Annotated in this window: 23 protein-coding genes and 1 pseudogene; 14 read left to right on the forward strand and 10 right to left on the reverse strand. The window is 71.2% G+C overall.

Annotated elements, in window-relative coordinates:
• Positions 1-43 precede the first annotated feature (43 nt).
• Complete coding sequence (locus AB0424_RS07365) at positions 44-1,033, forward strand: hypothetical protein (RefSeq protein WP_366302845.1); 990 nt, start codon at positions 44-46, stop codon at positions 1,031-1,033.
• 27 nt (positions 1,034-1,060) lie between these two features.
• On the opposite strand, the gene AB0424_RS07370 is transcribed toward AB0424_RS07365, so the two are convergent.
• Positions 1,061-3,112 (reverse strand): PhoX family protein, encoded by a 2,052-nt coding sequence (locus AB0424_RS07370; RefSeq protein ID WP_366302847.1) that lies wholly within the window; start codon positions 3,110-3,112, stop codon positions 1,061-1,063.
• Positions 3,113-3,370: 258 nt separating this feature from the next.
• Between AB0424_RS07370 and AB0424_RS07375 the strand changes: the two genes are divergently transcribed.
• A complete protein-coding gene (locus tag AB0424_RS07375; protein ID WP_366302849.1) occupies positions 3,371-5,170 on the forward strand; it encodes a VWA domain-containing protein in 1,800 nt (599 codons plus the stop codon).
• On the opposite strand, the gene AB0424_RS07380 is transcribed toward AB0424_RS07375, so the two are convergent.
• Together AB0424_RS07380 and AB0424_RS07385 are read right to left on the reverse strand one after the other, a co-directional pair.
• The gene (locus tag AB0424_RS07380; RefSeq protein ID WP_366302851.1) at positions 5,137-6,279 is read right to left on the reverse strand and encodes an ATP-binding protein; all 1,143 of its coding nucleotides are present in this window, start codon (positions 6,277-6,279) and stop codon (positions 5,137-5,139) included. The genes AB0424_RS07375 and AB0424_RS07380 overlap by 34 nt on opposite strands.
• Complete coding sequence (locus AB0424_RS07385) at positions 6,276-6,932, reverse strand: response regulator transcription factor (RefSeq protein ID WP_366302853.1); 657 nt, start codon at positions 6,930-6,932, stop codon at positions 6,276-6,278. The genes AB0424_RS07380 and AB0424_RS07385 overlap by 4 nt, the downstream gene beginning before the upstream one ends.
• A 91-nt stretch (positions 6,933-7,023) precedes the next feature.
• Between AB0424_RS07385 and metG the strand changes: the two genes are divergently transcribed.
• On the forward strand, positions 7,024-8,628 hold the full coding sequence (gene metG / locus AB0424_RS07390; protein ID WP_366302855.1) for a methionine--tRNA ligase: 1,605 nt from the start codon (positions 7,024-7,026) through the stop codon (positions 8,626-8,628).
• 72 nt (positions 8,629-8,700) lie between these two features.
• Here the strand turns inward: metG and AB0424_RS07395 are convergent, their stop codons facing one another.
• The 4 genes from AB0424_RS07395 to AB0424_RS07410 all read right to left on the reverse strand — a co-directional run bounded on the left by AB0424_RS07395 (position 8,701) and on the right by AB0424_RS07410 (position 11,728).
• Positions 8,701-9,054: a DoxX family protein gene (locus tag AB0424_RS07395; RefSeq protein WP_366302857.1), complete on the reverse strand. Its 354-nt coding sequence runs from the start codon at positions 9,052-9,054 to the stop codon at positions 8,701-8,703.
• A 472-nt stretch (positions 9,055-9,526) separates the two neighbouring features.
• Complete coding sequence (locus AB0424_RS07400; RefSeq protein ID WP_366302858.1) at positions 9,527-10,513, reverse strand: intradiol ring-cleavage dioxygenase; 987 nt, start codon at positions 10,511-10,513, stop codon at positions 9,527-9,529.
• A gap of 76 nt (positions 10,514-10,589) precedes the next feature.
• Positions 10,590-10,856 carry a DUF397 domain-containing protein gene (locus AB0424_RS07405; protein WP_366302860.1) on the reverse strand — a complete coding sequence of 89 codons (267 nt, stop codon included), beginning with the start codon at positions 10,854-10,856 and terminating at the stop codon, positions 10,590-10,592.
• Positions 10,853-11,728, reverse strand: coding sequence for a helix-turn-helix transcriptional regulator (locus AB0424_RS07410; protein ID WP_366302862.1), 876 nt, complete (start codon positions 11,726-11,728; stop codon positions 10,853-10,855). The genes AB0424_RS07405 and AB0424_RS07410 overlap by 4 nt, the downstream gene beginning before the upstream one ends.
• Before the next feature lie 155 nt (positions 11,729-11,883).
• Between AB0424_RS07410 and AB0424_RS07415 the strand changes: the two genes are divergently transcribed.
• From AB0424_RS07415 to AB0424_RS07450, 8 genes and pseudogenes are all read left to right on the forward strand, one after another.
• Complete coding sequence (locus AB0424_RS07415) at positions 11,884-12,363, forward strand: ATP-binding protein (protein WP_366302864.1); 480 nt, start codon at positions 11,884-11,886, stop codon at positions 12,361-12,363.
• A gap of 218 nt (positions 12,364-12,581) precedes the next feature.
• On the forward strand, positions 12,582-13,568 hold the full coding sequence (locus AB0424_RS07420) for a helix-turn-helix domain-containing protein (protein WP_366302866.1): 987 nt from the start codon (positions 12,582-12,584) through the stop codon (positions 13,566-13,568).
• 24 nt (positions 13,569-13,592) lie between these two features.
• Complete coding sequence (locus AB0424_RS07425; protein WP_366302868.1) at positions 13,593-14,066, forward strand: hypothetical protein; 474 nt, start codon at positions 13,593-13,595, stop codon at positions 14,064-14,066.
• A 75-nt stretch (positions 14,067-14,141) separates the two neighbouring features.
• Entirely contained in the window at positions 14,142-14,573 is a 432-nt protein-coding gene (locus tag AB0424_RS07430) for a hypothetical protein (RefSeq protein ID WP_366302870.1), read from the forward strand.
• A 42-nt stretch (positions 14,574-14,615) separates the two neighbouring features.
• Positions 14,616-15,119, forward strand: coding sequence for an Imm50 family immunity protein (locus AB0424_RS07435; protein WP_366302872.1), 504 nt, complete (start codon positions 14,616-14,618; stop codon positions 15,117-15,119).
• A complete protein-coding gene (locus AB0424_RS07440; protein ID WP_366302874.1) occupies positions 15,106-15,525 on the forward strand; it encodes an Imm50 family immunity protein in 420 nt (139 codons plus the stop codon). The genes AB0424_RS07435 and AB0424_RS07440 overlap by 14 nt, the downstream gene beginning before the upstream one ends.
• Before the next feature lie 180 nt (positions 15,526-15,705).
• Positions 15,706-16,506, forward strand: a pseudogene (locus AB0424_RS07445) (RHS repeat-associated core domain-containing protein); the annotation flags it as partial.
• Complete coding sequence (locus tag AB0424_RS07450; RefSeq protein ID WP_366302876.1) at positions 16,500-16,988, forward strand: hypothetical protein; 489 nt, start codon at positions 16,500-16,502, stop codon at positions 16,986-16,988. The pseudogene AB0424_RS07445 and the gene AB0424_RS07450, both read left to right, overlap by 7 nt.
• An 80-nt stretch (positions 16,989-17,068) precedes the next feature.
• Here the strand turns inward: AB0424_RS07450 and aspS are convergent, their stop codons facing one another.
• Positions 17,069-18,877: an aspartate--tRNA ligase gene (gene aspS / locus AB0424_RS07455; RefSeq protein ID WP_366302878.1), complete on the reverse strand. Its 1,809-nt coding sequence runs from the start codon at positions 18,875-18,877 to the stop codon at positions 17,069-17,071.
• A gap of 170 nt (positions 18,878-19,047) precedes the next feature.
• Between aspS and AB0424_RS07460 the strand changes: the two genes are divergently transcribed.
• Positions 19,048-21,168 carry a SpoIIE family protein phosphatase gene (locus AB0424_RS07460; RefSeq protein ID WP_366302879.1) on the forward strand — a complete coding sequence of 707 codons (2,121 nt, stop codon included), beginning with the start codon at positions 19,048-19,050 and terminating at the stop codon, positions 21,166-21,168.
• Positions 21,169-21,324: 156 nt separating this feature from the next.
• Positions 21,325-22,140, forward strand: a complete 816-nt coding sequence (locus tag AB0424_RS07465; RefSeq protein ID WP_366302881.1) for an MBL fold metallo-hydrolase — start codon at positions 21,325-21,327, stop codon at positions 22,138-22,140.
• Between the two features lie 34 nt (positions 22,141-22,174).
• Here the strand turns inward: AB0424_RS07465 and AB0424_RS07470 are convergent, their stop codons facing one another.
• Complete coding sequence (locus AB0424_RS07470; protein ID WP_366302883.1) at positions 22,175-23,248, reverse strand: AI-2E family transporter; 1,074 nt, start codon at positions 23,246-23,248, stop codon at positions 22,175-22,177.
• Between the two features lie 249 nt (positions 23,249-23,497).
• Positions 23,498-24,460: a pirin family protein gene (locus AB0424_RS07475; protein ID WP_366302885.1), complete on the reverse strand. Its 963-nt coding sequence runs from the start codon at positions 24,458-24,460 to the stop codon at positions 23,498-23,500.
• Positions 24,461-24,688: 228 nt separating this feature from the next.
• On the opposite strand from AB0424_RS07475, the gene gcvH reads away from it, so the two are divergent.
• The gene (gene gcvH, locus AB0424_RS07480) at positions 24,689-25,081 is read left to right on the forward strand and encodes a glycine cleavage system protein GcvH (RefSeq protein ID WP_366302887.1); all 393 of its coding nucleotides are present in this window, start codon (positions 24,689-24,691) and stop codon (positions 25,079-25,081) included.
• Positions 25,082-25,172 lie beyond the last annotated feature (91 nt).

Here is a 25,172-nt window from a genome sequence, read left to right on the forward strand (position 1 = left end):
CCCCACGACTTCTGACGGCAGCCGAACCCGAAGGAGGCCCCCGATGGCCGTACGCCGCCGCTCCGTGCGACCGTCGCGCCAGGAGCGCTTCGCGCCCGACTTCGACCCGGACTTCGGGGACCGCGCGCTGACCGAGGCGCGCCACGACATCGTCATCGGCCGCTGGCAGGGCGTACGCGACCTGCTCGCCGCCACCGGGACCGACTGGGCGCGCCGCACCCACCGGCTGCGGCTCCTCTCGCACGCCGCCGCCGGCAGCTCCACCGTCGAGACCTGGCGGGCCGCCGAACCCGGCAACCCCGACGCCGCCGTGCTGCGGGCCGCGACCGAGGTGGTGCGCGTCTTCGACGCGGCCATCGCCGCCGGCCGGGGCGCCGCCGTCGAACGGGGCCGCATCGACGCCGCCGTCGACGCCTGCCGGGGCGCCGCCGAGGCCGCCCCCGCCGACCCCATGCCGTGGGTGTCCCTGCTGTCCGTGGCCCGGCTCTACGAGGGCGGCGTCCCCCGCCGCGAACTGCGCCACTGGTTCGACGAGTTGCGGCGCCGCGACCCGTACAACACCGAGGGCCACATCCAGGTGCTGCGGTACTGGTCGGCGCGGTGGCACGGCACCCACGGCAGCATGTACGACTTCGCCCGCGACGCGGCGGGCGTCGCCCCGCCCGGCTCCCCGCTGCCCGTCCTCGTCCAGGTGGCCCGCGTCGAGGAGTACCGCTACATCGCCGACGGGGCCCTCGGCCGCGGCCCGGTGCGCGGCTTCGACCAGCACTGGAAGCACGAACTCGCGGTGACCGAGCTGCGCCGCACGCACGCCCGGTGGATCGGCGGACGGGACCCGGAGCGGCCGGTGGCGCCCGAGGAGGTCGCCGACCTCAACTTCCTCGCCCACGCCGCCTGCTACGCGGGCCAGGTGGAGATCGCCCGGGAGGTGATCGGCATGCTCGGCACCCGGGCCGCCTGGGTGCCCTGGGCGTACACGGGCGACCCTGAGGAGCAGTTCGTCCGCTTCAGGGAGGGCCTGGGGGTGGCGTGACGCCGCCGCCCCCGGCCCCCTCCGTCATCAGACGCCGATGTCGCGGCCGTCCACCCGCCAGACCGAGACGACCGAAGGACGGACGATCTTCCCCGGTCCGTCCGGCCACACCGAGGCGGGCTTCTCGACGGACGCGCCGTCGATCTCGCCCGGGTGCTGGACGGCGACCAGGACCCGACGGTCCTGGACGATCGGACCGCAGGTCTCGGCGCCCCTCGGCACGGTCAGGAACTGCTTGAGCTCACCGCGCCGCTCGCCGCGCGTCGCGACGCCGAACAGGCCGTCGTGCGAGCCGAGCTGGTTGCCGTCCGTGGAGATCCAGAGGTTGCCGTGCGGGTCGAAGGCCACGTTGTCCGGGCAGGAGATCGGGGAGACCTTCTCCTTCGGGAAGCCCGCGAAGTAGGTCGCCGGGTCGTTCGGGTCGCCCGCCACGAGGAACAGCCGCCAGGCGAAGCCGTCGCTCGACGGGTCGTCCCAGTGCTCGGCGAGTTCGAGGATCTGCCCGTGCTTGTTGAGGTTGCGCGGGTTCGCCTCGTCCGCCGCCGCCTTGCCGGCCTTGCCGCGGTCGCTGTTGTTCGTCAGCGCCACGTACACCCGGCCGCTGCGCGGCGACGGCTCGACGTCCTCGGGACGGTCCATCTTCGTGGCCCCGACCTTGTCACCGGCGAGACGGGTGAAGACGTACACCTCCTCGGCCGTCATCCCCGGCACGTGCGACACGTCGCCGGTGGCCAGCGGGATCCACACGCCGGAACCGTCGAACTCCCCGTCGTTCGGGAGCTTTCCGGTGCCGTCGATCTCGGCGGCCGGCGAGTCGCCGGTCAGCTTCGCGACGTACAGCGTGCCCTCGTCCAGCAGCGTCAGGTTGTGCTCGCGGGCCGCCCGCGAGGACCCCTTCTTCATGCGCCGGCTCGACACGAACTTGTAGAAGTAGTCGAACCGCTCGTCGTCGCCCATGTAGACGACCGGACGGCCGTCCTCGGTGAGCCGGGGCTGCGCGGCCTCGTGCTTGAAGCGGCCGAGCGCGGTGCGCTTGCGGGGCGTCGACTCGGGGTCGTACGGGTCGAGCTCGACGACCCAGCCGAAGCGGTGGACCTCGTTCGGCTCCTGCTTGAGGTCGAAGCGCTTGTCGAACCGCTCCCACTTGCGCTCGGTCGCCCCGGTGCCGACGCCGTAGCGCTTGTCGGTGGCCGAGCTGCCGTTGGCGAAGTACTGGTTGAAGTTCTCCTCGCCGTGCAGCGTCGTGCCCCACGGGGTGGTGCCGCCGGCGCAGTTGTTCAGCGTGCCCAGGACCTTGCGGCCCGTCGGGTCGGCGGAGGTCTTCAGCAGGTCGCTGCCGGCCGCGGGACCGGTCACCCGGAACTCGCTCGTCGTGTGCAGGCGGCGGTTCAGGTGGTGGCGGGTGACCGGGGTGAGCTTCCCGGTGCGGTGCTCCTCCTGCACGACGACGACCGACAGGCCGTGCGCCGCCCAGGCGACCTCCACCTGCTCGCGGGTCGGGTTCGCGGCGTCGTAGCCGCGGAACATCAGCACCTCGTCGGTGTACTCGTGGTTCGCGACGAGGACCTGACGCCCGTGCTCGCCGTGCAGCGGCAGCAGCGACAGGAAGTCGTTGTTGTATCCGAACTGGCCGGCCTGCGCCTTCGCCGTCTGCTTCTCCGAGTCGAACGCGGGCGCGCCGCGCAGGATCGGCTCGCCCCAGCGGATGACCACGTTCTGCGCGTAGCCCTCCGGGACCGTCACCCGGTCCGCGGTGTTCGGCGCGACGGGCGCGAACCGCAGGCCGCGGGCGCCGTCGGCCGGCTGCGGCTTCCCCGGCCACTGCGGCTTCGCCTCCGCGGCGGGCGCGTTGCCCAGGGCCACGGCCCCGCCGGCGGCCGACGCCACCGTCACGACGGCGGCGGCACGCAGCGCCGAACGGCGCGACAGCACCCCGGCTATGACGTCGCCGACGTACGCGTTGTCGCTGGTGTTCGGCACCTCGTGGAAGCAGGCGTCACCGCACCGGTAGCGGCAGGTGAGAGCGGAACGGCCGCCTCCGTGGGGGTTCGTGCTCAGCAGCGGCAGCAGTTTGCGCACTTCGTCCTCCTCCGGCGCACACTGCGCCGACAAGCTGTCGGGATTCCTTCGGCCGCGACGCTATGTGCGCACCTCGGCACCGGGACGGCCGTCGCGTGAACGCCGAATGAATGCGCGGCAACCGGGGGCGACCGGGTCATCGGGGAGGTGGAGGGTGGCCGCTAACCTTACGTGTCCGCCCTGGCCAGGGATGAACGTCCCGAAACGCCCAGTACGGACATTCACACCGCACCCCCACTCATGCGAAAGGGTTCGCCCATGGGTATTCGGAGCATGCTGCGCAAGGTGTTCGGCCGGGACCGCGAGGAATCCCCGGCAACCTCCGTCCCGCCCCAGACGCGTGAGACCTCCTCCACGTCCCCCGACACACCCGAGGACGCCGCTCGTCGCAAAGCCGACGAACTGGTCGCCGAGGCATTCGACAACCCCCAGGTCCCCAAGGCCCGCACGGCCCCGACCGACCCCGCACCGGCCACCGCCGTGACCGAGCCGGAGCCGGTGGCCGCGGAGACCGAGCCGGTGGCCGCCGCCGAGGAGCCGGTGGTTGCGGAGACCGAGCCGGAGCCGGTGGTTGCAGAGGCCGAGCCCGTGGCCGCCGCCGACGAGCCGGTGGTGACGGAGACCGAGCCCGTGGCCGCTGCCGAGGAGCCGGTGGCCGAGCCCGAGCCGGCCGCCGACGTGACCGAAGCCGAGCCCGAGCCGGCCGCCGACGTGACCGAAGCCGAGCCCGAGCCGGCCGCCGACGTGACCGAAGCCGAGCCCGAGCCGGTGATCGCGGAGACGGAGACGGAGCCGGTGACCGCCGAGGAGCCGGCCGCTGCCGAAACCCCGGCCGAGACCGCTGCCGAGACCGAGGAGCCGGCCGTCGCCGCCGACGCGACCGAGCCCGAGGCCGTCGAGGCCCCGGAGCCGGAGGCCGTCGAGGCCGAGGCCGTGGAGCCCGAGGCAGAGGCAGAGGCAGAGGCCGAGCCCGAGCCGGTCGCCGACGTGACCGAGGCCGAGCCGGAGCCGGTGGCTGCGGAGACCGAGGCCGAGCCGGAGCCAGTGGCTGCCGTGACCGAGGCCGAGCCGGAGCCAGTGGCTGCCGTGACCGAGACCGAGCCGGAGCCGGTGGCTGCCGTGACCGAGGCCGAGCCGGAGCCGGTGGCTGCCGTGACCGAGGCCGAGCCGGAGCCGGTGGCTGCGGAGACCGAGACCGAGCCCGTGGCCGCCGCCGACGAGCCGGCCGTCGCCGCCGACGCGACCGAGCCCGAGGCCGTCGAGGCCCCGGAGCCGGAGGCCGTCGAGGAGCCGACGGCGGACGCCGAGGCGGAGCCGGAGGCCGAGGCCGAGGCCCCGGAGCCGGAGCCGGAGCCGGAGCCGGTCGTCGCCGTGGACGCCGACGTGCCCGAGGGCAAGCCCGCGGTCACCGCGGCCAGGCTGAAGGCGGCGGCGCCGCACCTGGCGGAGGCGTACAGGGCGGCGGGGGCGGCCCTGAAGAAGGAGGGGCTGACCGGGGCGCGGGCCGCGGTGTACCTGGTGGTGGACCGGTCCGGTTCGATGCGCGGGTACTTCAAGGACGGCTCGGTGCAGCGGCTGGCCGAGCAGACGGTGGCGCTGGCGGCGCACCTGGACGAGGACGCGTCGGTGACGACCGTGTTCTTCTCGACGGACATCGACGGCACGGTCGAGCTGACCCCGGCCGAGCTGACGCCGACCCGCGTCGAGGAGATCAACGGGACGCTCGGCCGCCTGGGCCGGACGAACTACCACCGCGCGGTGGAGGAGGTCCTGGCCCACCACGAGAAGGCCGACCCGACCCGCCCGGCCGTGGTGGTCTTCCAGACGGACGGCGCGCCGGAGTCGAAGACGGCGGCGGCGCAGGCGCTGGCCGACGCCGCGGACCGGCCGCTGCGGTGGCGGTTCGTGGTCTGGGGCGAGGAGGAGAACAAGGCGTTCGACTTCCTGCGGAAGCTGGACGGCACGCCGGGCACCGGGGTGCACTTCGCGGGCGTGACGCCGGTGGAGACGGCGCACGCCGCCTTCTACCGCGGACTGCTGGCCGGCCTGGAGCTCTGACCGCCGGAGGTGGTGGCGGCGACCGGCAGGGTCACCGTCACCACCAGGCCGCCGCCGTCGTCCGCGTCCCGCGCGACGGCGGTGACGGCGCCGTCGTGGGCGACGGCGATCGAGCGGACGATGGAGAGCCCGAGGCCGGCGCCGGGGCCGGTCCGGTCCCGGCCCGCTCCGCGCCGGAAGGGTTCGAAGAGGCATTCGACGTCGGCCGCGCGGACGACGGGCCCGGTGTTGAGCACGGTGAGGACGCCGGCCTCGACCCGGACGTCGACGAGGCCGCCGGGCACGTTGTGGGTGACGGCGTTCGCGACGAGGTTGCGGACGAGCTGTCCGAGCAGGACCCGGTTTCCCCGGACGGTTCCGCCCCCGGCGACCACGCGCGCGTCCGGGTACTCCTCCGTGACGACGTCGCCGAGGGGCACGTCCTCCCGCTCGGGCAGTCCGCGCTCGCCGCGGGCGAGGAGCAGCAGTCCGTCGATGAGGCGCTCGCTGCGCCGGTTGGTGTCGAGGAGCAGCTCGCGGACCTCGCAGCTGTCGTCGAGTCCGATCTGGATCGCGGCGCGCTGGACGGCGAGCGGGGTGCGCAGTTCGTGGGAGGCGTTGGCGACGAACAGGCGCCGGCTGTCGAAGGCGGTCTCCAGGCGGCCGAGGAGCGCGTCGAGGGTGTCGCCGAGTTCCTTGAGCTCGTCGTCGGGGCCGCGGACGGCGAGCCGTCCCCAGGCGCCGCCCGGGGGGACGCCGACGTGCTGGGTGTGCTCGGAGAGCCGCCGCGCGCGGGCGGTCATCTCGTGGACGGGCCGCAGGACGCGCCCGGCGGTCCACCAGCCGACGACGACGGCGACGCAGGCGACGACGAGCAGGGCGAGGCCCGACCACATGAGCATCTGTTCGCCGGCGGCCCGGCCGATGTCGTCGCCGAGCCGGTCGGCCTGCACGACGGTGACGGCGTCCGCCCGTGCCACGATCGCCTCGGCCTCGCCGTGGGTACCAGCTCTGACCAGCACGTTCACCAGGAGGAGCAGAACCGCTCCGAGGACCAGGAAGACGCCTCCGTGGACGAGGGCGATCCGGGTGCGGATGGTGGACCCGGGGCCGAGCAGGCCGCCGTTCACAGGACGTACCCGACGCCCTGCACGGTCCGGACGGGCCCCGGGTCGCCGAGCTTGGCGCGCAGCTTGCTCATGCAGACGCGGACGGCGCCGGTGAAGGGGTCGGCGTGGGCGTCCCAGGCGCGTTCGAGGAGTTCCTCGGCGGAGACGACGGCGCCGTCGGCCTCCAGGAGGATCTGGAGGACGGAGAACTCCTTGGGCGTGAGGTCGAGGTCCCGTCCGTCGCGGGTGGCGGTCCGCCGGACGGTGTCCACGAGCAGGCCGTCCCGGGCGAGGAGGGGCGGGAGCGCGGGGCGGGCGGCCCGGCGGCGCAGGGCCCGGACGCGGGAGACGAGCTCGGGGAACTCGAAGGGCTTGCCGAGGTAGTCGTCGGCGCCGAGGTCGAGGCCCCGGACGCGGTCCTCGACGGCGGTGGCGGCGGTGAGCATGAGGATCCGGACGGGGGAGCCGGCGGCGACGAGCCGGCGGGCGACGTCGTCGCCGTGGACGCGGGGCAGGTCGCGGTCGAGGACGAGGACGTCGTACGCGTGGAGGGCGAGCCGTTCCAGTGCGTCGTGGCCGTCGTGGGCGGTGTCGACGGCGAAGCCGGCCCGCCGCAGTCCGGTGGCGAGGAGCGCGGCGAGGTCCCGCTCGTCCTCGGCTACGAGTACACGCATGACCCCCATCCTCCTCACGTCGCCCCCGGGCCCCGGTGCCGGGGGTTTATCGATGTGAAGGGAGCTTCGTCGGCCCGTTAGGATTTCGGCCATGGCGGCCACTGGATCCGAGAAGCAGGGGACGAAGGCGTACTACGTCACGACCCCCATCTACTACGTCAACGACGCTCCTCACCTGGGCCACGCCTACACGACCGTCGCAGGCGACGTGCTCACGCGCTGGCACCGTCAGCGCGGCGAGAAGGTGTGGTTCCTCACCGGCACGGACGAGCACGGTCAGAAGATCATGCGCACGGCCGAGGCGAACGACGTCACGCCCCAGGCATGGTGCGACAAGCTCGTCGAGGAGGCGTGGAAGCCCCTCTGGGAGCACCTGAACATCGCGAACGACGACTTCATCCGCACCACGCAGAAGCGTCACACGGACCGCGTGCAGGAGTTCGTCCAGGATCTGTTCGACAAGGACGAGATCTACAAGGGCGGCTACGAGGGCCCGTACTGCGTGGGCTGTGAGGAGTACAAGCTCCCCGGCGACCTCATCGAGGCCGAGGACGGCACCAAGCTGTGCCCGATCCACAAGAAGCCGGTGGAGATCCTCAAGGAGGAGAACTACTTCTTCAAGCTGAGCGAGTACGGCCCGAAGCTGCTGGAGTTCTACGAGGCGAACCCGGGCTTCATCCAGCCGGAGTCGGCCCGCAACGAGGTCGTGAACTTCGTCAAGCAGGGTCTGCAGGACCTCTCCATCTCGCGCTCTACGTTCGACTGGGGCATCCCGATCCCGTGGGACGACAAGCACGTCATCTACGTGTGGGTCGACGCCCTGCTGAACTACGCCACCGCGGTCGGCTACAACGAGAACCCGGCGAAGTTCGACGAGACCTTCCCGGCGAACGTGCACCTGGTCGGCAAGGACATCCTGCGCTTCCACGCGGTGATCTGGCCGGCGATGCTGATGGCGCAGGGCCTTCCGGTCCCCGGCCGGGTCGCGGCCAACGGCTGGCTGATGGTCGGCGGCGAGAAGATGTCGAAGTCGAACCTGACGGGCATCAAGCCGCAGGACCTGACCTCGCACTTCGGCGTCGACGCGTACCGCTGGTACTTCCTGCGGGCGATCGCGTTCGGCAGCGACGGCTCGTTCTCGTGGGAGGACTTCTCCGCCCGCTACACCTCCGAACTGGCCAACGACTACGGCAACCTCGCCTCGCGCGTGGCGGCCATGGTCGGCAAGTACTTCGGCGGCGAGCTGCCCGCGGCGACGGCCGACGGCGACGCGGAGAAGGCGATCCACGAGGGCCTGGCCAAGGCCGTCGCGACCGCCGACGCGAAGATCGGCGAGGAGCTGGACTTCCAGGCCGGCATCCTGGCGATCTTCGACTTCGTGAAGCAGGTCAACGGCTACATCACGGAGCAGGAGCCGTGGAAGGTCGCGAAGGACGAGTCGGAGGAGGGCAAGGCCCGCCTGGCGACCATCCTCTACACGGCCGCCGAGTCCCTCCGCGGCGTCGCCGTCCTCCTCAACCCGATCATGCCCGAGACCTCGCAGGCCCTCTGGGACTCCCTCGGCGCCGAGGCGTCCCTCGGTGCCCTGGCCGCCCAGCCGGTCCAGGACGCGGGCACGTGGGGCGTGCTGCCCGCCGGCGCGACGGTGACGAAGGGCGCGGTGCTCTTCCCGCGCCTGGAGGAGAAGAAGGACTGACGTCCGCCTGATGTACGGCGAAGGCCGCCGCCCCGGTGCTCGGGGCGGCGGCCTTCTCGTCTTCCTCGCGGGTCACCAGGTCAGGGCGAGGGCCGCGGCGGCGGGGGCCATGTAGATCAGCGGGAAGGCCGCGTGGCCGTACGCCTTGGCCCGCAGCACCGTGATCACGGCGCCCGCGAAGTACAGGACCAGCCCGATCGCGGCCAGGACGCCGATCACCGGGACCCAGAACCCCACGACGAGCCCGACGGCCCCCGCCGCCTTGGCCGCCCCCAGCCAGTTCCACCACGACCGCGGCACCCCGTACTCGGCGAGCGGCTCGACGACGAACGTCGCCCTGAAGAAGATCGACGCCCCCGAGAACCCGGCCATGAACGCGGCGACAGCGGTGACGACTACGGCGGTGGTGGACATCTCGGCGACCATCTCTTCGGCTCCCTCGGCCTGCTCCGTGTCCGCCCCGACCGGGCCGGACACCCCACTGACGGAGCGGAGCCGGGATGTGTGACCACCGGCCCGGAAACCTCAGCCGACCCAGTTCCCCAGCGGCTCCGTGTCGAGCTCCATGATCGGGATAGAGCCACCAGCCGGAGTCGACCTGAATGCACAGGCGCGTGAGCCACTCGATGATCCGCCCGTGATCGCCGTCCGGCAACGCCCTCTCCGAGATCCTGCCGCCGATGAACTCAAGGCGCAGGGACTCGTCCACCCGCTCGCCAAGACGGGCGAGTTCCTCGAACCCCTCCTGGGTCAGAAGGCTCACGGCAGACTCCTCCCGGATCGGTCACCATGAAAGGCACGCTGGCATATGCCACGGTCGGCGCAGCGGGAAATCCTCGGCCTTCACCCCTCCGGGTGACACGGCCGTCCCACGCGCCGGCGGGGGCGGAGTTCCGGGTCAGGCGGCGGGCGAGGCGGAGGCTCCCGGCTGTGTTCCCGCGTCGGTGCCCGTGTGGGTCTCGTCGGGGTCGACGCCCAGGGTGAGCGTGGCGCGGACGCCCTTGGCGATCTTCCCCTTGGGGTACGCGAGGGTGAGCAGGCCGCCCGCGGCGCCGTTGCCCGGATAGATGGTGTCGTCGTCGAGCGTCGTGCGCTCCGTCGTGCTGGTGGAGTACGGCGCGACCTTCGCGGAGTCCAGCACGGCACTCTCGGCGAAGAACAGCTGGCCGGTGTGGCAGGTGTGCCCGCCCTCGTACCCGGCCTTCGTCAGCTTCCCGCCCACGTGCACCTTGGTGTGGACGTGCACGCAGCGCCCCCGGTACCAGCCGGGGAAGACCGTCCGGAACTCCACGTACCCGTGCTTGTCGGTGAGCTGGGTGCCCCGCAGGTACCGCTTGTCGTCCGTGGGCTCCTCGTGCCCGCCGCCGCCCCCACCGCCGGGACCCCCGGTGGGAGGAGCGCCCGTGGGCTGTCCGGTCGGCGCGTCGGTGGGGGGCGTACCGGTCGGCGGGGTGCCGCCGCCCGGGGCCCCGCCCCCGCCGCCCGTGCTGAGGCTCTCGTACCCCGAGTAGATGCCCAGGGCGTCGCAGTGCCAGATGTCGACGGCGGCACCCTTCAGCGGCTTGCAGGTGTCGGAGTCGATCACCTTGAGGCGCAGGGTCATCGGAATGCCCTCGCGGTCCTCGGTGATGTCCCTGCGGATCTTGTCCGCGTCGATGTAGTACGGACCTTCGGTGGTCTCGGAGGTCAGCCGGTAACAGACGTCCCCGCTCTGCCCCTTGCCCTTGGCCCCGCCGCCCTCGCCGGCCGTCCCGGCGGACGCCGACGTCACCACGGCGGTCCCGAGCCCGGCGGCGACCACCGCCCCTCCGCCGAGCACCATCATCCGGCGCCGCGTCATGTCCTTCTTGTGCGCGGGCCCCTGGAGTTCGCTCTTCTCGCTCATGCCCCCGGACGTTAGGCACCGGTCCTGTCAGGGACATGAGCGGAGGCTGTGCGTTGCCGTGGAGGGGAGGGGTCGGTCAGCCGCCGGTCGCGTAGGCGACGAACCCGGCCCAGGAGCGGGCGGAGACGGAGAACTGCGGCCCACCGACGTCCTTGGAGTCACGGACGTGGACGGCGAGGGGGGTGGCGGCGACCTCGACGCAGGAGTCGCCTTCGCTGCCACTGCTGTAGCTGCTCTTGCGCCAGGCGACCTCGATGCAGGACTCGCCGTCGGTGCCACCGCTGTAGCTGCTCTTGAACCACGCCAGTTCGGAGGCATCCCCGGCGGAAGCCTTGTGGATCATGTCTCTCCCAGCAGTTGCTCGATGAAGGCCAGCGACTCCCTCGGCGAGAAAGCCTGCGCCCGGATGGTGCCATATCGCAGCTCAAGGATGCGCAGCTGCTTGGGATCAGTGATCGGCCGCCCGCCGAACGCACCGTCGGAGCGTCCCACCGCCGTACCGTCCGGGAACTTAAGCAGCTCGATCCGGCCGTCCAGTCCCGGGTGAGCATCAGTGTCCGTGGGCATGGCCTGAAGCGTGACGTTGCGCAACCGCCCCACCTCCAGCAGATGTTCGAGCTGTCGTCGCCACACCATTGTGCCCCCCACCCGTCGGCGCAACGGTGCCTCTTCCAGCACGAAGTGAATCGACGGAGCCGGGTCCCGCTCGAAGACCGACTGCCGGGCCACACGAGCGGCCACCATGCGCTCCACGTCATCCGGCGAGTACGGAGGCTGCGCCGCCTCGATCACGGCCCTGGCGTGCTCCGGCGTCTGCAACAGACCGGCGATGATGTTGCACTCGTACACCCCGATCTCCACCGCCGTCCCCTCCATCTTCGCCAGCGCGCGCACCTTCTTCGGGTACCGGACCTTCGCCACGTCCTCCTTCATGGCCGAGAGGAGGCCACCCGCACCCAGCACCTCGTCCGCCTTGTCCAGGAACTCGGGGCGGGGGATCCGCTTCCCGCTCTCGATCTTGTAGATCAGGTCCTCGCCGTAGCCGGTGGCGGCTCCCACCTCGGCGGCACGCATGCCCACCGCCTCCCTGCGAAGCCTTAACTGCCTTCCCACGGTGGCGACTACGGCCACACCCCAGTCATCGTCCGGGTCGACTTCCCACCCCGGCTCGTCCGCCTCGCTCTTGAGTCGCTGCGCCCCGCCATCCACCGTCATACCGGCACCCTTCCGTCACCCCTTCGCGGCGCGGCACCCCTACCCCAGGGGTGGGTCCGGACAGCCTGGACAGCAGTGGACAAGCCCCGGACAGTCACCGTACGCATCGACGCGTTCACTGTTCACGCTAGCCAGCCACGGCCACGCTCGGTGACGTGAACCAGAAGAGCACCACCCAAGTACCCCTCTCACCAGCACACTTCGGCGTGCTCCTCTCGCCCACTCCCCGTGGGGCCCGGCTCGCGCGGCTGCTGGCGGTGGAGTGGCTTCGGGACAGGGAGTTGCCGTACGGCGTGACCGAGGCGGCGCCGCAGGTCGTGGCCGAGCTGGCGGCGAACGCGGCGACGCACGGCAGGGTCGGGGGCAGGAACTTCCGTCTGGCGCTGCGGATGTCGCCGCGGAGCCTTCGGATCGAGGTGACGGACACGCGGGCGGAGGCACTTCCGCGGCTCGTCACGCCACCGCCGGACGACGACGGTGGGCGCGGGATGGTGCTGGTGGAGGCGCTCGCGGACCGGTGGGGTGTGAGGGTCGGGCCGGTACCGCAGAAGACGGTGTGGGCCGAGTTCGACGTCACCGGATCACCGGGGTCCAAGGGCCTGGATACCGGTGCTGCGGTCGGTCTCCATAAGTAACCCGAGAGAGAAAGAAACCCCTCCAAGCCCCACCCTTTCCCTCCCGGAGGCGGGCTCTCACTCACACGAGTGAAGAACGCCAACTCGGCTGGCTAAGTGGTGGGTTGTTTGATCTACGCTCTGCCCAACAGAGCCGAACGCAGACATGCGTCGGCCCTCGCCGGGACGGCCATCCCAGTGCGAGGGCCTGACCACCAAGGAAGAGAACGCGCTTCCCGATGGATAGCCAGAACCCTAGCGCCCAGGCGCCCCCCGCGTCCCGTGACGAGGCCAAGAACCACCCTTCCCGGGGGACTTCGGCCGGAGTGGTGCACGACAACACGCCTCATGCCACTCACTTCACGGTGGTCGGCAACCACCTCGCCCAGCACGAGGCGCTCTCGCTGACCGCGATCGGCCTGGCGACGCACATCCAGTCGCTGCCGGCGGGGTCGCCCGTGGACATCAGGTCACTGGCCCGCCGCTTCCCGGAGGGCACGACGCGGATCTCGGCGGCCCTGCGCGAGCTGGAGGCCCACGGCTACGTGCGGCGCAACAGGGAACGCACCGCGGCCGGCCACGTCGTGACCCGCACGGTCTCCTGCAACCGCCCCGGCCACGGCGCCGCCCGCACCGGCGGCCACACCGCCGCCGGCCCCCGCCCGAGGCCCGAACCTCCGCCGCCACCGCGCCGACGCGACACGCAAGAGCCTCTTGCCCGCCGCCGCGACCAGAGGGATGCGCAGGCACCCCGCCGACGCGAGCAGCGGGAGCAACGGGAGGCACAGGCCCCCCGCCGCCGGGCGGTCCTACCGGCCGTGCCGCAGCCCGCCTACCCGACGCCCGACCTCATCCAGACGGCCATCGGGGTCCTCTCGGGCCTCCGCAGGACCGACCCCCGCCTCCTGATCTCCGCCACGGACGCCGACCACCTCGTGCCGGGCGTCGTCACCTGGCTGGAGCGCGACTACACCCCCGACGCCGTCCACCGCGCCCTCACCACCACCCTCCCCCCGGAACCCCTCCACCGCCCCGCCGCCCTCCTCGCCCACCGCCTCACCGCCCAACTCCCACCCCTCCCACCCTTCCGCCCCACCCGCCCCGCCACCCCCCACCCCCTCCAGAACTGCGACCTCTGCGACCGCGCCTACCGAGCCCCCCAACCAGGCACCTGCGGCAGCTGCGCGACCCCCTCGAATTCGGACACCCATTCGTTGCTGCTGTGAACACGCGCATGGCAGCATGCCCGGGTGAAGGAAAACGGGGACGAATCGACGCAGGCGACTGAGTCGACGAGGGAAGTCTGGCTGAACCGCATGAGCGTCACGGGCCTGACGGTCTCCGAGGAGCCGACGCCCGAGAACGTCCCATCTCCTAACGAGGCGATGCGGAGCGTCTCCAACTGGGAGGTGCAGCCGGTCAGCAAGGTCCCCCTGAGCCACCCGGACGCCCACCAGGAGGTCGACCGACAGTGGTACGCGCAAGCCACGCAGGCGGGGCTGTTCAGTGAGGACGGTTCCTTTCTCCTCAGCATTTCCGGATCCGGCTCGTCCGGTTTCGGCTGGGCTGCGGTGAAGTGGAACCCGACCGTCGAGCTGACCTCCCGGCTCGCACGGGAGAGCGAGGGACTCGACTTCGTCGCCATGTCGGAGGACGGCAGGACCGTCTGCGCCGTGACCGAAGAGGAATACGACTACTGGATCGTCGTCCAACACCTTCGGTAAGCCAGAGCGGCTTCGGGGTGCAGGTCGCACCACCCTTCTTCACTGTGCAGGAAGTAGCCACGCACCATGATCACGATGACGTTCAGCGTGCGCCCCGACCAGGGGGAGGCAGACGACTTCGACCTCGGGGACATCGAGTGCGAGGGGGAGGTCGGGACGGTGGGATCAGCGGGGCGTGTTCCCGACCGGGGGATGATGATCTACCTGTCGGTCCCGCTGCTGCTGGACGCACTCCGGCCCCTCATCGCCGGGGAGCGGAAGGCGGCCTCGTTCGTGGGCACCGACTCCTCGTTCCGGCTCGACTTCCGGCGCGACCGCAAGGAGGTCGTCACGGTGTCGGCGAACGGGACGGTCGTGGGGACCTGCCGTCCCTCCGAGTTGGCTGAGGCCGTCCTCCGACCGGCCGCGGAACTGCAAAGGGAGCTCCTCTCCCGGCTCCCGGCCGGAGGCGGCGCAGCCCGTGACCTCGCCTCCTCGCTGGAGAGGTTCCGCACCACGGCGACCTGACGCGCCGCGGGGCCACATTTCGACATGGAGGAGCCTGCAACGATGACCGCATGTCCGGACCCGGTGAATCCCGAGGTCCTCGTCGGCCTGTTCGGAGAGATTCCGCCTCTGGACACCTTTCGGCTGCGTTCTCTGAACGTGGACTGGAGGGGACCGACGCTCACTCTGCGCGTGGACCTTTCCTCGTTTCCCGCGTCGGTTTCTCCGGAATGGGAGGAGTCCGGGGTGGACACGGTCCAGTGCCATCTGCAGTTCCTGGCCGTGGAGGATCTCTCGCTGACGGAGTGGGAACCGCCCGTGCGCAGTGCCGCCTGCACCGTGGAACTCCAGGAGGAGAAGCGCAGGATGCGGGTGCGGGTGACGGGGGCCGGGGTGGACCTCGGGTTCACCAGCAGTGATTCCGTGGTGGTGGGGCATGTGAGCGCGTTCAGGGCCTCGACCGACGGCGGTGACGACGGTCGCCATCTGTTCTCTCGAAGGATCGACGACATGCGCTTCGCGACCATCCCGGAAGCAGAGGAGAAGACCTTCTATGGACGCCTCTGACTGGACGTCGCTCGTCGAATCGGCCAAGGGGATCACGGACCTCTACGCGACGCCTCCGAGCCTGAACGGCGGCGCGTGCGAGTTGTTCTACGTGCACATCGACGAGAGAGGAACGTCGGTGACGTTGGGGTTCGAGACGTCGGCCATGCCCTCGTACCCGCCCGCCGCGTGGACGGCCAAGGAGTACAACACGCTTGAGTTCCATGTGAAGTTCACGGGGGTGAAGGGTCTCCGGATTGCCGGTTGGGATTCCAGTGCCCGCCACGCGACGGTCGGTCTGAGTCGTGTCGAGGGTGACGCCGGACTGGTGGTCTCCCTTGAGGGGCCAGGGTCGTTCCTCGGCTTCACGGCGTCCGCGTCCAGCGTGACCCGGGTACGTCCCTATCTCGCCGCGAAGGGGCAGTGAGGAAGAGGTGCGCCATGAACGATGTCCTTGACCGTGACCGTCTTCTCCGCGGCAGAAGCACCCGGGACGACTACCTGTACGTCCTAGAACCCGGCTGACCGAACGACCACTACGACCTCGTCGAATGGGCCAGGAACCAGGTCGAGGACCTGGAGGACCTCTGCGAGTTCGAGAGGAAGCCTGCGGCCCCTGGCGCAGACGGAGCGCCGTACCGAGTCCACCGACGAGCGCTTCTTCGCCATCGTCACGGACCTGATCGGCACCCCGACGGAACTCGTCGACGAGTCGGGCGAACTGGCCTGGCGCACCCGCAGCACTCTCTGGGGCACGACGACGTGGAACCGCGACGCCACGGCGTACACCCCGCTCCGCTTCCCAGGCCAGTACTTCGACCCCGAATCCGGCCTGCACTACAACTACTTCCGCTACTACGACCCGGAAAGCGCCCGCTACCTATCCCCGGACCCCCTGGGCCTGACCCCGGCCCCGAACCCGGCGACCTACGTCCACAACCCGCACACGTGGAGCGACCCACTAGGGCTTGGGCCGTGCCCACCCAAGGGCGAGCACTCGAACCCGTTCGAGCATCGGGCCGATGCGGAGAAGGCCGCCTTTGAGGCGGCCGGCGTTCCCTACGGCACAACGCCTGACGCCGAATGGATTGTTACCGGAGACATCACTCGCTCGCATATACCTGGCTACTTCTACTCCTCGACCGAGTCCCATTGGGGTCGGTTCAGACAGTTCGAGACGACTGAAGGCTCCCGAGTCGTCGTAGAGCACACATTCGACCGAGCGGGTCCACATTTCCACGCAGGAAGGCCGAAGCTAGACCCCAGCCAGAGCGGAATCAACTTCGGCTGGGATAATTCCCCTGGGGATTTCTTCCGCTACAAGGACACTTATCAGAAATACGCGGCGATAGACAAACCCGGAGGGGATCATCATTTCTTCTACAAGGAAGGCTGGGGAACATGGTGAAGCGGCGCGACAGTGAAGTCCACAGCGCAGCCGAACTGCTGGAATCCCTCGGACGACAAGGGTTCGAGGAGGTGGGTCACGAGGTGCCCGACAGTGCACCAGATCCCAAGAGGGCGGGTTTCGCCGTGGCAGGAGGCTTCGTTCAACCCACCGCCAGGGTCCCCCATTCGGACCCCGCCGCCCGGGATCGCGTGGACGCTCTCTGGCACGCCGAGGCGGATCGGGTGAGGATCCTCGACAGCAACGGAGAGTTCCTCCTTCTTGCCACTTATCCCGGTAGCTTCACCAGGGGATGGCTCAGGATGAGGGATTCCATCGGGGATCACCTCCCTTCACGCATCGCCACCGCGAGCGGCTCCCGTGATTTCATCGCCGTCTCCCTCGACGGGAAATCGATGTGCGCTGTTTCCGCCGAGGAGTACGAGGACTGGATCGTCACTCACTCCTTTGAAAGCGATGAGGACATCCAGGGCGGAAACTGACGCTGGGTTCGCCGCCCCGAAACGCCGAAGGGCCCGGAATCCGTATGGATTCCGGGCCCTTCGCCGCTCAAGGCGAGGGACTAGCGTGCCGCGTCCGGGTGGACCGCGTCCGTGATGTCGGTCGTCTTCTTCTCGACGGGCTTGCGGAGCTGGATGTTGAGCTCGCGCAGGCGGGACTCGTCGAGCTCGGTGGGGGCGCCCATGAGGAGGTCCTGGGCGTTGCCGTTGAGCGGGAAGGCGATGGTCTCGCGGATGTTGGGCTCGTCGGCGAGGAGCATGACGATGCGGTCGACGCCGGGGGCGATGCCGCCGTGCGGCGGGGCGCCGTACTCGAAGGCGCGGAGCATGCCGGCGAACTCGTGCTCGACGGTCTCCTTGGAGTAGCCGGCGATCTCGAACGCCTTGAACATGATCTCGGGCTCGTGGTTCCGGATGGCGCCGGAGGAGAGCTCGATGCCGTTGCAGACGATGTCGTACTGCCAGCCGAGGACGTCCAGCGGGTCCTGGGTCTCCAGGGCCTCAAGGCCGCCCTGCGGCATGGAGAACGGGTTGTGCGAGAAGTCGATCTTGCCGGTCTCCTCGTCCCGCTCGTACATCGGGAAGTCGACGATCCACGCGAAGCGGAAGACGTTCTCCTCGAACTGGCCGGCGCGCTTGGCGGCCTCGACCCGGACCGGGCCCATGATCTTGGAGACCTCGTCGAACTCGCCGGCGCCGAAGAAGATCGCGTGACCGGGCTCCAGACCGAGGCGCTCGGTGAGGACCTTGACGTTCTCCTCGGTGAGGAACTTGGCGATGGGGCCGGTGAGGGCGTTCCCCTCGCCGACGCGGACCCAGGCGAGGCCCTTGGCGCCGAGGGAGACGGCGAAGTCGCCGAGGCCGTCGAAGAACTTGCGCGGCTGGTCGCCGGTGTTCGGGACGGCGAGGGCACGGACGTGCTTGCCGGCGAACGCCTTGAACTCGGACGCCTCGAAGACGTCGGAGATGTCGACGAGTTCGAGGGCGGTGCGCAGGTCGGGCTTGTCGTTGCCGTACTTGAGCATCGACTCGCGGAACGGGATCCGCGGGAAGGGGGAGGTGACGTGGCGGCCGCCGCCGAACTCCTCGAAGAGCTCGGTCATGAGCTTCTCGATGGGCTGGAAGACGTCCTCCTGCTCGACGAAGCTCATCTCGACGTCGAGCTGGTAGAACTCGCCCGGCGAGCGGTCGGCGCGGGCGTCCTCGTCGCGGAAGCAGGGCGCGATCTGGAAGTACCGGTCGAAGCCGGAGATCATCAGCAGCTGCTTGAACTGCTGGGGCGCCTGCGGGAGCGCGTAGAACTTGCCCGGGTTGAGGCGGGAGGGGACGACGAAGTCGCGGGCGCCCTCGGGGGAGGTCGCGGCAAGGATCGGGGTCGCCATCTCGTTGAAGCCGAGGGCCACCATCTTGGAGCGGATGGAGGCGATGACGGCGGAGCGCAGCATGATGTTGCGGTGCATGCGCTCGCGGCGCAGGTCGAGGAAGCGGTACTCCAGGCGCCGCTCCTCGTTGACGCCGTCGTCGGCGTTGATGGTGAAGGGGATCTGCTTGGCGGCGCCCAGGACCTCGACCGTGGCGGCCTCGATCTCGATCTCGCCGGTCGACAGCTCGGGGTTGACGTTCTCCGCGCCGCGGGAGACGACCTTGCCGTCCACGCGGACGACGGTCTCCTTGGTCAGCTTGTCGAGGACCTCGGCGGCGGCGGTGCCGGGGCGGGCGACGAGCTGCGTGATGCCGTAGTGGTCGCGCAGATCGATGAAGAGGATGCCGCCCAGGTCGCGCCGATTGTGCAGCCAGCCGCTCAGCCGGACGTCGGTGCCGACGTCAGAGGCGCGGAGCTCGCCGCAGGTGTGGGACCTGTACCGATGCATCGTCGTTCATCCAGTCTTCGGGATCTCGGTGGTGGGCGGCCGCCCTGTGGCCCCTGTCACGGTTGTCACAGGACACGAGGGCAGACCCACCCAGAGTACCGGCCGGGCCAAGATCGGATTTCGAATACTCTCGGTGGCGACCTGGAGTCCGATATTCATAAAGTGGGGCAATGCGCACCGAGGACGTCCTGGCCGCGATCGCGACCGGCCTGTGGCGCTGGGACAACGCGTCCGGGATCGTCTCGCTCGACGCCGAGGCCGCCCGGCTGCTCGGGCTGCCCGCCGAGCCCGCGCGGCTCAGCGAGGCGGCCGTGAGGTCCCGTTTCCATCCGGTCGACTGGAACGAGATCGACGGCGTCGTGAACCTCGCCGTCGCCGAGGGCACCCTCGCCGAGGCCCGGCTGCGGATCATGGACGTGCACGGACGGGTGATCCGCACCGTGCGGAGCAGGTCGAAGCCGCTCGTCGACGGGGACGACTACCAGCTGGTCGGCACCCTCCAGGAGGTGGCCGAGCAGCAGCCGGGCACCGCCGCCCGGACGCCGATCACCGGCGACTGGCGCCGCTCCCGAGAGGCGTTCCTGCTCGACGCGGGACGGGCGCTCGCCGAGGCGCGGTCGACGGCGGAGGTGCTGCGCGTGGCGGCCTCGCTGTCGATGCCCGGTTTCTCGCCGGACGGGCTCGCCGTCTTCGGCGTGGCCGGCGACCGGCTGACGGTCATCGGCCACCACGGGCACAGCGAGGGCGACGAGGGGCCGTTCACGTCGATGTCGCTGGGCACGGACTATCCGGCGGCGGAGGTCGTACGGACCGGGCGGGCGATCTATCTGCCGACGCCGGACGAGTACCTGCGCCGCTTCCCCATGACGTGGCCGCTGGCGCAGCGCTTCGGGCGCGAGTCCTGGGCGTTCGTTCCGCTGGTGGTAGCGGGGCGCACGATGGGCGCGTGGATGGCGGCCTTCAAGCACCCGGTCGCCTTCACGCCCGACGAGCGCTCGGTGCTGACGACGGTGGCGCGGATGCTGGCGCAGGCGCTGGCACGCGCGGGCGTGGCCGAGTCGGAGCGGGAGCTGTCGCTCGGGCTCCAGCGGACGATGATGCCGGTCCTGGGGCCGGGCATCCCCGGCATCCGGGTGGCCGCCCGGTACGTGCCGACCGGCGGCGGGCTCCAGGTGGGCGGCGACTGGTACGACGTCATCCGGCTGCCCGGCGGGACCTCCCGCTCGGGCGGGCGGGGCGCGGGGCGCATCGCCCTGGTCATCGGCGACGTCCAGGGGCACGACGTGCGGGCCGCGGGGCTGATGGGGCAGCTGCGGATCGCGCTGCGGGCCTACGCCTCCGAGGGGCACCGGCCGGACGCGGTCCTCTCCCGGGCCTCGCGCTTCCTGTACGGGATCACCGACGGGGACGACGGCGAGGCGAGCGGCGGGCCGCGGTTCGCGACCTGTCTCTACCTGGAGGTCGACCTGGAGACGGGGACGGTCGACATCGCGCGGGCGGGGCATCCGGACCCGGCGGTGCGGATGAACGACGGCACGGTGCTGCTGAGGCCCACGGCCGGCGGCCTGCCCCTGGGGATCGACCCCGACACCGACTACCCCACGACGCGACTCACGCTGGAGCCCGGCGAGACCCTCATGGTCTGCACCGACGGTCTCCTGGAGACCGGCGGCCACGACCTGGACACCGGCTGGGAGCGCGTGAGGGCGCTGCTGGAGTCCCATGACGGCGAGGACCTGGAGCAGCTCGCCGACACCCTGGTGGAGGCGGTCCACGGGCCCGGCTCGCACCACACCACGGGTCCGCTCGCCGACCGCCGCGAGGACGACATCGCCGTCCTGCTGCTCTCCCGGCATCCGGTGGGCCCGCTGGTGGAGGCCCCGCGCCGGACCCTGATGACGATCGCGCAGGCCGAGCCGGAGCGGATCGCGGAGGCGCGCCAGCAGCTGCGGCAGCTGCTGCACGACTGGGCGGACGAGGACCAGCTCGACTCGGCGGTCCTGATGGTCTCGGAGATGGTCACCAACGTGCTCGTCCACACCGACGGCGACGCCCTGCTGGTCGCCGAGGTCGCGTGCGCCGAGAAGTCCCGCCGGCTGCGGGTCGAGGTCTCCGACACCAGCGACGAGCTCCCGCACAAGCGGCATCCGGGCGAGATGGCGTCGAGCGGCCGTGGGCTGGTGCTCATGGAGATGCTGGCGCACGCGTGGGGCGTCGACCCGCGCGGCGACGGCAAGGCCATCTGGTTCGAGCTGAACGAGCCGCCGTCGGACAACGGCTGCTGCGGCTAGGCCGTGGCGGGCGGTCGACTTCGGCCGTCGGCGGTCCCGGGCTTCCGGCAGGCGGCCACCTCCACCGCCGCCGGTCCCGGGCCTCCGGCAGGCGGTCGCCTCCGCCGCGGCGCAGACTGGACGTGGCACGGCCGCAGGGGGACCACGGAGCGCGCCATGGACATCCACAAGGTCGGCAGCGACACCACCGTTCTGGCCGACAGCCTCGAAGTGCCCGGCATCGGGCACCTCCCCGCCAACGCGTACGTGCTGACCGCCGCCGAGCCGGTGGTCGTCGACACGGGGCTGTCGCTGAAGGACCGGGACTTCCTCGCGTCGCTGGGCGAGGTGATGGAGCCGGCGGACGTGCGCTGGATCTGGCTCACCCACCCGGACCGGGACCACACGGGCGGGATCTTCGACCTGCTGGAGGCGGCGCCGGACGCGCGCGTGATCACGACCTTCCTGGGCTTCGGCATCATGACGACCGAGCGGCCGCTGCCCATGGACCGGGTGTACTTCCTCAACCCGGGCCAGTCCCTGGACGTCGGCGACCGGACGCTGCACGCCTTCCGGCCGCCGCTCTTCGACAACCCGTCGACCGTCGGCTTCTACGACGACCGGACCCGGATGTGCTTCAGCTCCGACTGCTTCGGCGGTCCGATGCCGAGCGCGGAGATCGCCGAGAGCGGGCACGCGAGCGACCTGAAGCCGGAGGAGCTGCGGCGGGCCCAGCTGCTGTGGGCGACGATCGACAGCCCGTGGGTGCACCTGGTGGACCCGGCGAAGTACCGGGCGACGATCGAGCCGCTGCGGTCGATGAACCCGGAGATCGTGCTGTGCACGCATCTGCCGCCGGCCGTGCGGATGACGGGCCGGATGCTGGAGACGATCTCCTCGGCGCCGGACAGCGACCCGTTCGTCGGCCCCGACCAGGCGGCCCTGGAACAGCTTCTGGCCACCTTCGAGCCGGGCGGCATGGCGACCGCCTGACGGGCCGGTGCCGGTACCGCCCGACCCGGTGCCGTCAGTCGGCCTCCGGCGCCCCGGCGGGGTCCGCCGGGGCGCCGTACCGGGTCCGCAGTTCGCCGAGGACGCCGGTCAGGGCGGCGGTCAGGGGCACGGCGAGCAGCATGCCGAGGATGCCGGCGACGGAGGCGCCCGCGGTGATGGCGAGCATCACGACGGCGGGGTGCATCTGGACGGTCCTGCTCTGGACGAGGGGCTGGAGGACGTTGCCTTCGAGGACCTGGACGGCGAGGACGATCCCGAGCACCCAGAGCGCGATGACGAAGCCCCGGTCGGCGAGGGCGACGAGGACGGCGACGGCGCCGGAGAGGAAGGCGCCGAGGTACGGGATGTAGGCGGTGACGAAGACGAGCGCGGCCAGTCCGACGGCGCCGGGCACGTCGAGGACGAGCAGCCCGACGCCGATGAGGACGGCGTCGACGAGGGCGACGAAGGTCGTGCCGCGCATGAACCCCTCGACCGCCTCGAAGGCGCGGCGGGCCATGGCCTCGACGAGGTCGCCGGTGGCGCGGGGGACGAGGGAGCGCAGGGCGCCGGCGGCCCGGTCGGAGTCCTTCAGGAAGAAGAAGATCAGGAGCAGGGCGAGGACGGCGGTGGCGAGCATCTCGCCGACGACGCTGATGCCGCTGATGACGCCGGACGCGGCGGTGCTGCCGAACTTCTCCAGGAGGCTCCGGGCGTTCTTGGCGAGGTCGTCGAGGGAGGTGCCGGCGGCGCCGAGGTGCTTGGCGATGTCGGTGGCGGCCTGCCGCAGCGAGGCGACGATCTGGTCGCCGGTGTCGATGAGGGCGACGACGACGATGTACGTGGCGCCGCCGACGACCGCGACGACCGCGACGACGGTGAGCGCGGCGGCGAGCCCATTGCGGACCTTCATCCCCAGCAGGCGCCGGTAGAGCGGCCCGAGCAGGGCGGTGCCGAGGATGGCGAGGAGGACGGGGGTGACGGCGGTCTTGAAGACGACGCAGAGCCAGACGAAGACGGCGAGGACGCCGGCGCCGAGCAGCAGGACGACACACCAGGCGGCGAAGCGACGGACGGGGTCGGGAAGGAGCGCTCGGGTCGTCTGCACGCGTCCACCGGACCATGCCCGTCGGCGTGTCGTCGCGCGCTGGCGGGCGTACGGGTGACGCTCCGTCAGCGTTCGGCCCCGGGCGGCGGCCACGCGCGCGGGGTACGCGTACGGGGTGGGCGTACGGGGTGGGCGTACGGGGCGGGGCGGGAGGGCGGCCGGCGGGGCGGTCCGGAGGTCGGCGCCGCCCGGGAGGCGGAACGCGTACGGGGCGGGGCGCGTGGCCCCGCCCCGTACGGTGTCCGGTCGCTACTCGCCCATCCCGTGGACCGCCGGGATCGTGCCGAGGCGGCCCGCCTGGAAGTCGTCGAACGCCTGGCGCAGTTCGGCCTGGGTGTTCATGACGAACGGACCGTAGTGGGCCATGGGCTCGCGGATCGGCTGCCCGCCGAGGAGGACGACCTCCAGGTCCGGGGTGTTGCCGTCCTGCTTCTCGTCGGCGCGGACGGTGAGCGCGCCGCCCTTGCCGAAGACGGCGGTCTGGCCCATGTGGACGGGCCGCCGCTCGGCGCCGACGGTGCCGCGGCCGGCGAGCACGTACGCGAGGCCGTTGAAGTCCTCGCGCCACGGGAGGCTGATCTCGGCGCCGGGGCGCAGGGTGGCGTGGATCATCGTGATCGGCGTGTGGGTGACGCCGGGGCCCTGGTGGCCGTCGAGCTCGCCCGCGATGACGCGGAGCAGCGCGCCGCCGTCGGGGGAGGTGAGCAGCTGGACCTGGCCGCCGCGGATGTCCTGGTAGCGGGGGGCCATCATCTTGTCGGCGGCGGGCAGGTTCACCCACAGTTGGAGGCCGTGGAAGAGGCCGCCGCTGACGACCAGGGACTCCGGCGGGGCCTCGATGTGGAGCAGGCCGGAGCCGGCGGTCATCCACTGGGTGTCGCCGTTGGTGATGGTGCCGCCGCCGCCCTGGGAGTCCTGGTGGTCGAAGATCCCGTCGATGATGTAGGTGACGGTCTCGAAGCCACGGTGGGGGTGCCAGGGCGTGCCCTTGGGCTCGCCGGGGGCGTACTCCACCTCGCCCATCTGGTCCATCATGATGAACGGGTCGAGGTACTGGTAGTTGATCCCCGCGAAGGCCCGGCGGACCGGGAAGCCCTCGCCCTCGAACCCCTGCGGGGCCGTGGTGACGGCGAGCACGGGGCGGGTGACGGCATCGGCCGGGGCGGCGACGCGCGGCAGGGTGAGCGGGTTCTCGACAGTCACAGCGGGCATGACCGGACCTCCTAGGTGCGACCTTGTACGACCACTTTAGTTGAACGATGAACTTTCTGCCACCCGGAACACGGAATCGCTCCACACCATTCCCGGGCCGCCGGCCGGGACGGCCGAAAGCCGCCCCTCCGTCCGGGTGAGCCGCGCCTCCACGGCCCCGCCCGCTCCGCGAGGCTGTCCCGAGCCGGGCGGACGGCCCGGCGGCCGGACGACCGTGGAGGAGCCCGCATGTCGCACTACCCGGACCACCTGAAGTACACGAAGGACCACGAGTGGGTGGAGAAGACGGGCGCCAAGCGTGTTCGTGTCGGGGTCACGGACTTCGCGCAGAAGCAGCTCGGCGACATCGTCTTCGTGGACGTCCCGACCGTGGGCCGCGACATCGAGGCGGGCGAGCCGTTCGGCAGTCTGGAGTCGGTCAAGTCGGTGAGCGAGCTGTACGCACCCCTGTCCGGCCGGGTGGCGACCGTGAACCCCGACCTCGAAAGCGACCCCGAGAACATCAACACCGACCCTTACGGCGACGGCTGGATCGTCGAGATCGACCTCGCCGGGGCCGGCGCGCTGGACGGCCTGCTCGACGCGGCGCAGTACCGGGAGCACCTCACGGACGAGGACTAGGCGCACGAGAACGGGCGGGTCCGGCGGCCCCGGCCGGGTAGGACCCGGGCCGGGTCGTCCCGGTCGTCAGGTCGGCAGGCCCCTGCCTCGC

The organism is Streptomyces sp. NPDC051180 (genome assembly GCF_040689545.1).
Lineage (GTDB): Bacteria > Actinomycetota > Actinomycetes > Streptomycetales > Streptomycetaceae > Streptomyces.